We start from the raw sequence: 7,372 nt of genomic DNA, 5'->3' as shown, positions 1-7,372 counted from the left end.
GCCGGCCTGGCCGGGGCGGCGTCGATGCCCTGTGTGACCTGTAGCTTACCGGCTACTCGTCCAGGTTCAACACCCTGGCGTGCATTATCGAACGGTGGTGCAAGGCGGTGCGCACGGCGCGGTGCAGCCCGTCCTCCAGATACAGGTTGCCCTGCCAGCGCACCACGTGCGGGAACAGATCCCCGAAGAACGTCGAGTCCTCGGCCAACAGGGCTTCCAGGTCCAGGGTCCGCTTTGTGGTGGTCAGCTCCTCCAGGCGCACCTGCTGCGGGGGAATCGCGCTCCAGTCCCGGGTGCTGCGCATCTGATGCTCTGGATAGGGGCGCTGCTCTCCTACTGCTTTAAAAATCACCCCTCCAGCATAGAAAACCGCTGTCGGCCCAGACCCGCAACGCAACGGATGCGGCCAGCCGCCCCCGCGTGGGTTACCATGTCCCCGGCGGAGCGGCTCGTTGTCCTCTACACAGCGCCCCCGCGTGCCGTCGTCGGGCAGTATGCCCCAGTAATCACGCAGAAAACAAGGATTTCGACGCATTCATTAACCTGCCGGAACCGTGCGTAACCTACGCTGGTAACAATCGCCGCGGCGGGTGCAACATTGTGGGCATGAACAACGCAGTCACCGAGATCCCAGTGCTCGATATCTCCACCGCCCGCAACGCCGACGGCTCCTTCAATCAGCAGTTCGTCCAGAAGCTGCGCGACGCGGCGCACCGCGTCGGCTTCTTCCAGATCGTCGGCTACGCCAAGACCGAGAACCAGGACCAGCAGCTGCTGGAAACCATCGCCGAGTTCTTCGCCAAGCCGGTGGAGCAGAAGCTGAAGCTGGATAACCGCAACAGCGCCCAGTTCCGCGGCTACACCCGGATGGGCACCGAGATCACCCGGGGACGGGCCGATGCGCGCGAACAGATCGACTACGGCCCACAGCGCCCTGCCCTCGACGCCGTTCCCGCGGACGCCCCCTACCTGAATCTGCAGGGCCCGAACCAGTTCCCCCAGGATTTCCCACAGCTGGAGGAACGCGCGATGGCGTGGGCCGAGCTGATGCACCAGACCGGACATGAGCTGCTTTCGGCGCTGGCCGTGGGCCTGGGGCTGGATGAGGACCACTTTGATGAGCCGTTTGCCAACACCCCGGCCTGGATGGGCAAGCTGGTGCACTACGTCTCCGGTGACGTGGTCCCGGACGCCGGCAACCAGGGCGTGGGGCTGCACGCCGACTACGGCTTCATCACCCTGCTGCTGCAGGACAGCGTGGGCGGGCTGCAGGTGCAGCCGTACGGGCAGGAAGAGTGGATTGAAGTGCCACCCACTCCCGGCGCGCTGGTGGTGAACCTGGGTGAGATGCTCGAGGTGGCGACCGACGGCTACCTGATGGCCACCATTCACCGGGTGATCGCCCCGCCGGCGGGCGTGGACCGCTACTCGGTGCCCTTCTTCTACTCCCCGCGCCTGGACGCGGTGATCGACAAGGTCCAGCTGCCAGCCGAACTGGCAGCCGAAGCCCGGGGTGTCTCCGATGATCCGCAGAACCCGATGCTGGCCTCCTACGGCGCCAATGTGCTCAAGGGTTGGCTGCGCGCCCACCCACAGACCGCGGCAATCCACTACCCAGAACTGGTGCAGAGCAAGGCCAGCGCTTAAGTTCGCAAGGCCGGGCGCAACGGACGCCGCGAGCGCGGGAGCCTTACGGTGCTGTAAACAGCAGACGTTGGCAGGAACCTGAAGTTCTTGCCAACCGTCTGCTGTTAACAGTGCGAGTGTTCATGACGTCAACTGGTCCCCCAATTACCAGTCAGGCCGTCATCTGAGAAGCACTCCCGGTATACACCGTGCCCCCATTCTTACCCGTGTGACTCAAACTACTGATAGGTTCATCTAAAGATTTCATCAATTCATCTGAATGCGCCTGTCAGACCGCTAGTTTCTGTTCCGTAATCATTCGGTAGCCAACGCCGCGAACGGTCTCAATCCATTTTGGTTCGCGCGCCGAGTCACCCAGCTTGCGGCGCAGGTTTGCGATATGCACCTCGATGCTGCGTTGATCGGCGGAGGAAATGTAGCTGTCTCCGCCGTTCTCGTAGCCATTGAGATGGCGCACCATCTCCTGCTTGCTGCGCACACGCCCCGGATTCATCAGCAACATGTGCAGCAGCGAGAACTCCGTGGCGGTGACCGGAATGGAGGTTCCGTCAATCGTCACATCCCACGTGCTGGTGTTCAGAATCAGATCCCGGTGGCGCAATTCCTCGCCGCCGTCTGGATCGATTCCGTTCAGCAGCTGCCGCATTCGCTCGCGTTGCCGCATGATCGCGTTGATCCGGGCGCGAAGCTCCCGCATGCGTCCGGTTCCGGCCATGTATTGATCGGCCCCGGCCTCCAGCGCCAGCACGACTTCTATCTCGTCGTCGCTGGGCAACATCGCAATGATGTGCGCTTTGGTTATCGGGCGGATTCGCTGAATGGTTTCATTCATGTCGATATCCGGCAGCCCGGGGAAGACCAGGACAATGTCCGTTTCGGCCCTCTCAACCTGCTGCACCCCTAAGCGGCCCGAGTCCGCACGGTCAACAGAGAACCCGGCGTTATGCAGCACCAAATCAAAATCTGGTCCCGCCGCCGCGTCTCCACAAATAAGCACAACTCTGCGCTTCTCATTCACCATATCTATGCCCCAAACATCGATGAACGATCCAATTTTTCCCAAGTACAGCAGATACTACAGCAGAACATGCGGCTGACGGGGAAAGAGATGACGGGTAAAGAGCGCAGATTACCTGGGAAGCCGCAAATCCAATGCAATCCAGGAACAACGACGCCACACCCACAACCGTCGACGCGGCGGGCCTATCGATCAGAAAGGACGCAGAATTCATTGCCCTCGGGGTCGGCCATGACCACCCATTCTTGAATGCCCTGACCAATGTCGATGGGACGGGCCCCAAGGATAATTAGACGCCGCACTTCCTCCTCCTGGGAAACACCATGCGGGGTGAGGTCCAGGTGCAGCCGGTTCTTGACGCCCTTGCCCTCGGGAACTCGAGCAAAGGTCAGGATCGGGGTCCCGGACCCCTCACCCGCACTCCTCATAAGCCCACCTTCACCACGTAGTGCGGGCGAACCTATGGACACGAATTCGGCGGTGCGTTCGATAACGGCAAAGCCCAGTGCGGCACACCAGAAATCCGCCAAGGCTTCGGGTTGATGACAGTCGATTCCGATCTCGGTGATCCAACTAGTCATTCTCGGCTCCCCTCAGGGATCAAGTCCGCAGGATCCCAGGGCTTAAATGATAATGTCCCGGTGAACCGAAGTTACGGTCCACCGGGACATCCATCTGGCGGAGGATGGGGGATTTGAACCCCCGAGGGCGTGAACCCAACACGCGTTCCAGGCGTGCGCCATAGGCCGCTAGGCGAATCCTCCATAGCGCTCTGTAGAGCAGGCTCCAGCATATCGAAATTTTTCCTGATTCACGAATCGGGTTCCGGGCCACCCTCAAAAGTATCCCAGTCGCTCAAGATCCCCGGAAGTTCGGGGATTCCGGACGCTTATCCCCATCGCGCAGACCGCGAGATCAAAGTGTCGGGGTGCCACGAGACAATGAATACATGGGAAAAAGAGATGTATTTCATAACGACGGTGATCCTCACCGTTTGCACATCCTCCCATCTGGTCATCGTGAGTTTTGTGGATCAGATGGAGACTGGTCCGCGCAGGTGGAACGGGAAGTTGTCTTCAGCTCGTTGGCAGATAACGTCACCACACTGTCGGCGCTCGGTGTTGCCACCACTGCAAAGCAGGCCCTGACCCAGCTTGAGCAAATCGCCAGAATTCGCTCACAACTGGATAGCGCGGAAGCGCTCCTGCTGGCTGATGCCTTGGAACTGGCCAATCGGGAGGCGGAACAGAACGCTGAGCAACAGGTCCTCTTCCAGGACGCACTCCAGGAACGCAGCGCTGAGTACTACGGAGTCGACCCTCGAAACCCGGACATCATCCGCTCTTCGCTGGTCAGTGAAGTTTCCATCGCCATGCGCGAACCCGAGCGGGTAGTGCGAGGCAAACTGATCACCGCAGAAGGCCTGCGCCATTTGTGCCCAAGGACGCTCAGCGAGCTCAGCCAAGGAAGCATCACCACCAAGAGCGCGGTGGAAATCGTGAAAAACTCGCAGGATCTTGAACCGGAGGAAGCCCACCATCTGGAAGAGGTGCTGCTGCCCATTGCCCGCACCAGCCCCGACCACACCGTCAAGAAACAGGCGCAGAAGATGCGCGGACGCCTTCATCCACAAAGCCGGAGGAACGCCACAAGGTGAAGCAGGCCGAACGCGGCGTCATTTGCTGGAACGAAGATGGCGGGATGGCCAAGATTCTGATCACCCTGGAAGCCCAGGACGCACTCGCGATCATGAATACGCTGAACTGGCACATCGCGGGACACCGCGACCCGGACGACGATCGCGGCGACGCGCAGATTCGCGCGGACATCTTCCGGGATGTGTTGTTGGATGGCTGGCCGGAGCGCAAGGGAGCCGACGTCAAGGCTCGTATTGCAATCACCATCCCGGCCCTGGAGATGCTTGCAAACCCACAACGGACGGTAGCGGAACTAGAAGGCTACGGGCCGGTCCCACTGGGAGTGGCGCTGCAGCTGGCCAAGAACGCGCCTTCGTTGATTCCGGTGCTAACCGACCCCTGGACCGGAGCGGTAATCGACATTGGTCGAGACCGCTACCGGCCACCCAACGTGCTAAGGGAATTCCTTCGCTGGCGGGACGAGCACTGTTGCTTCCCCGGATGTCGTCGGTTGCCCGATGCCAGCGAAATCGACCACATCGATGACTGGGCGAAGGGCGGCGGAACGACACGGCGGAACACGAGACTGCTGTGCAAGCGGCACCAGATGTTCAAGCATGCGCTCGGGTGGCAATCCACATACCGCCCGGATGGCTCGGTTGAATGGCGCACCCCCAACGGGATGATTCAAACTCACCTGCCGGGCAGCATCCGCAGCGCCCAATCGTTCGAACCCGAGATGGCGACAAATCCCATGTTGCCCACAGTTGAGGTGAACGATGAAGTGCTCCGGGTTCTGGGCTGGCGTGACCCTCCCCAACAGAATGCCGGGTAAGCGGCAAGGATCTTGACACCCTCGTTGAGAGCAAGGGCACGTCTCCTCGATTTCATCCACGGGCACGTCTCCGGTAGTATTTTTGGTGACCCCTCGTGTGGTGTCATCCTGTTGAACTCCCCCAGGACCGGAAGGTAGCAAGGGTAGATGGGCTCTGGCAGGTGCATGAGGGGTCTTTACTTTTCCACGATGCGTGAATGGAGTCTAGGTGGGCGCTGGTCGTTACGCCCCAAGTCCTTCGGGGCCGCTTCACCTTGGCAATTTACGCACTGCGATTCTGGCTTGGCTATTTGCCCGCTCAACTTCGCGGCAGTTCCTCTTGCGCATTGAAGACCTGGACCGTGTGCGTTCCGGCGCCGAAGAAATGCAACTCAAGGAATTGGCGGCGCTGGGCTTGGATTTTGATGGCCCCCTGGTCCGCCAGCACGAGCGGCTGGACACCTATCAGCAGATCATCGCGTCTCTGGCTGAACGCGGAATGGTTTACGAATGCTTCTGCTCACGCAAGGACATCGCCGAAGCTGCGTCCGCGCCGCACGCCGCTCCCGGCGCCTACCCGGGCACCTGTCGAAACCTGACGGACGGGCAGCGGGCCGAGCGAGCCAAGGTTCGGCCTGCCGCTTTGCGGCTCCGCGCCGAAACCGCCTCCTTCACCGTCCATGACGAATTGGCTGGCGAATACCGCGGACTGGTCGACGACTTTGTGCTGTTACGCAACGACGGCGCACCCTCGTACAACCTCGCCGTGGTGGTTGATGACGGGCACTTCGGCATCGACCAGGTCGTGCGCGGGGACGACCTGCTCTCTTCGGCACCCCGGCAGGCCTATTTGGCGTCGCTGCTGTCACTGCCCGTCCCCGAATATGCCCATGTGCCGTTGGCGGTCAACGACAAGGGGCAACGGCTGGCCAAACGCGACGGGTCAGTGACCCTCGAAGACCTTTTCGAGAAAGGCATTGATGCCGACCAAGTGCGCGGGATCTTGCTAGAGTCATTGGGCCTGCTACCAGCTCGCTCGACGCCGCGTTGCGGGCCTTTGACCCGGCCCGGCTGCCCCGGGAGCCTTGGGTGGTACGGCCAGATGAAATTGTTCACCAGCTGATGCCTGATGCATCGAAGAACAGATAGGGTATCGGTGTGAGTACAGCGCTTTACCGTAGATATCGTCCCGACACCTTCGCCGACGTTATCGGGCAAGAGCACGTGACCACCCCCTGATGACTGCCCTGTCGAAGAACCGGGTCAATCACGCCTACCTCTTTTCCGGGCCCCGCGGCTGCGGCAAGACCACCAGCGCCCGCATCCTGGCACGCTGCCTGAACTGTGCCGAAGGCCCGACGCCGACCCCGTGCGGCAAATGCGACAGCTGCATTGAACTGGCCAGCGGCGGCCCGGGCTCCCTTGACGTCATCGAGATCGACGCGGCCAGCCACGGCGGCGTCGAAGACGCCCGCGACCTTCGCGAACGTGCAACTTTTGCCCCGACCCGCGACCGGTACAAGGTCTTCATCATCGATGAGGCCCATATGGTTACCCCGGCAGGATTCAACGCCCTGCTGAAAATCGTTGAAGAGCCGCCGGCCCACATCAAGTTCATCTTCGCGACCACCGAACCGGACAAGGTCATCGGCACGATTCGCTCGCGTACCCACCACTACCCGTTCCGCCTGGTTCCTCCCGAGGCCCTGCTGCAGTACCTGCAGACCCTCTGCGAACGTGAGAACGTCCAGGTGGCCGAGGGCGTGCTGCCGCTGGTGATCCGCGCCGGCGGAGGATCGGTGCGTGACACCCTCTCCGTACTGGACCAGCTGATGGCCGGGGCCTCGGAGGCCGGGGTCGACTACGAAACCGCGGTCGCCTGCTGGGCTACACGCACGCCACGTTGCTGGATGAGGTGTCCCTGGCGCTGCATGAGGCCGACGGGGCCAGCCTGTTCGACGCGATCGACCGGATCGTGCAGACCGGCCTGGATCCGCGCCGCTTCGTCGAGGACCTGTTGGAGCGTTTCCGTGACCTGATCATCGCCAAGGCGGTGCCTGAGGGGCTGGAAAAGATCCTTCGCGGCATGCCCGGCGACCAGTTGCAGAGCCTGGCCGATCAATCCACCCTGTTCGGACAGGCCGAGCTGAGCCGTTGGGCCGATGTAACCAACCAGGCCCTGACCGACATGACCGGGGCCACCTCACCGCGCCTGCACCTGGAGCTGCTGGCCGCGCGCTTGCTGCTGCCTTCGGC

The 7,372-nt window shown here is 61.6% G+C and carries 6 protein-coding genes, 1 tRNA gene, 1 other RNA gene and 2 pseudogenes; 6 read left to right on the top strand and 4 right to left on the bottom strand.

Annotated elements, in window-relative coordinates:
- Positions 1-52: 52 nt before the first annotated feature.
- A complete protein-coding gene (locus JCM19049_RS06055) occupies positions 53-352 on the bottom strand; it encodes a type II toxin-antitoxin system VapB family antitoxin (RefSeq protein WP_054821128.1) in 300 nt (99 codons plus the stop codon).
- A gap of 254 nt (positions 353-606) precedes the next feature.
- Here JCM19049_RS06055 and JCM19049_RS06050 point away from each other — a divergent pair, with 254 nt between their 5' ends.
- The gene (locus tag JCM19049_RS06050; protein ID WP_054821129.1) at positions 607-1,647 is read left to right on the top strand and encodes an isopenicillin N synthase family oxygenase; all 1,041 of its coding nucleotides are present in this window, start codon (positions 607-609) and stop codon (positions 1,645-1,647) included.
- 268 nt (positions 1,648-1,915) lie between these two features.
- Here the strand turns inward: JCM19049_RS06050 and JCM19049_RS06045 are convergent, their stop codons facing one another.
- The 3 genes from JCM19049_RS06045 to JCM19049_RS06035 form a co-directional block, all read right to left on the bottom strand.
- Positions 1,916-2,668, bottom strand: a complete 753-nt coding sequence (locus JCM19049_RS06045; protein WP_138174435.1) for a response regulator transcription factor — start codon at positions 2,666-2,668, stop codon at positions 1,916-1,918.
- Positions 2,669-2,850: 182 nt separating this feature from the next.
- Entirely contained in the window at positions 2,851-3,246 is a 396-nt protein-coding gene (locus JCM19049_RS06040; protein ID WP_054821126.1) for a VOC family protein, read from the bottom strand.
- Positions 3,247-3,341: 95 nt separating this feature from the next.
- Positions 3,342-3,429 (bottom strand) — tRNA-Ser (locus JCM19049_RS06035).
- 320 nt (positions 3,430-3,749) lie between these two features.
- Between JCM19049_RS06035 and JCM19049_RS06030 the strand changes: the two genes are divergently transcribed.
- The 5 genes and pseudogenes from JCM19049_RS06030 to JCM19049_RS06015 form a co-directional block, all read left to right on the top strand.
- Positions 3,750-4,322 carry a hypothetical protein gene (locus JCM19049_RS06030; protein ID WP_279402569.1) on the top strand — a complete coding sequence of 191 codons (573 nt, stop codon included), beginning with the start codon at positions 3,750-3,752 and terminating at the stop codon, positions 4,320-4,322.
- The gene (locus tag JCM19049_RS06025) at positions 4,319-5,137 is read left to right on the top strand and encodes an HNH endonuclease signature motif containing protein (RefSeq protein ID WP_054821124.1); all 819 of its coding nucleotides are present in this window, start codon (positions 4,319-4,321) and stop codon (positions 5,135-5,137) included. The genes JCM19049_RS06030 and JCM19049_RS06025 overlap by 4 nt, the downstream gene beginning before the upstream one ends.
- Before the next feature lie 84 nt (positions 5,138-5,221).
- Positions 5,222-5,318: signal recognition particle sRNA small type (ffs, locus tag JCM19049_RS18920), an RNA gene on the top strand.
- A gap of 27 nt (positions 5,319-5,345) precedes the next feature.
- Positions 5,346-6,265: pseudogene (gluQRS, locus tag JCM19049_RS06020) on the top strand (tRNA glutamyl-Q(34) synthetase GluQRS).
- A gap of 3 nt (positions 6,266-6,268) precedes the next feature.
- Positions 6,269-7,372, top strand: a pseudogene (locus JCM19049_RS06015) (DNA polymerase III subunit gamma and tau); the annotation flags it as partial.

The sequence above is a fragment of the Arthrobacter sp. JCM 19049 genome (assembly GCF_001310435.1).
This window is presented reverse-complemented; position numbering and strand designations above follow the sequence as displayed.

Coding starts and splice junctions, on each gene's coding strand:
- JCM19049_RS06050 (WP_054821129.1), top strand. CDS start 607: ATGAACAACGCAGTCACCGAGATCCCAGTGCTCGATATCTCCACCGCC.
- JCM19049_RS06045 (WP_138174435.1), bottom strand. CDS start 2,668: ATGGTGAATGAGAAGCGCAGAGTTGTGCTTATTTGTGGAGACGCGGCG.
- JCM19049_RS06040 (WP_054821126.1), bottom strand. CDS start 3,246: ATGACTAGTTGGATCACCGAGATCGGAATCGACTGTCATCAACCCGAA.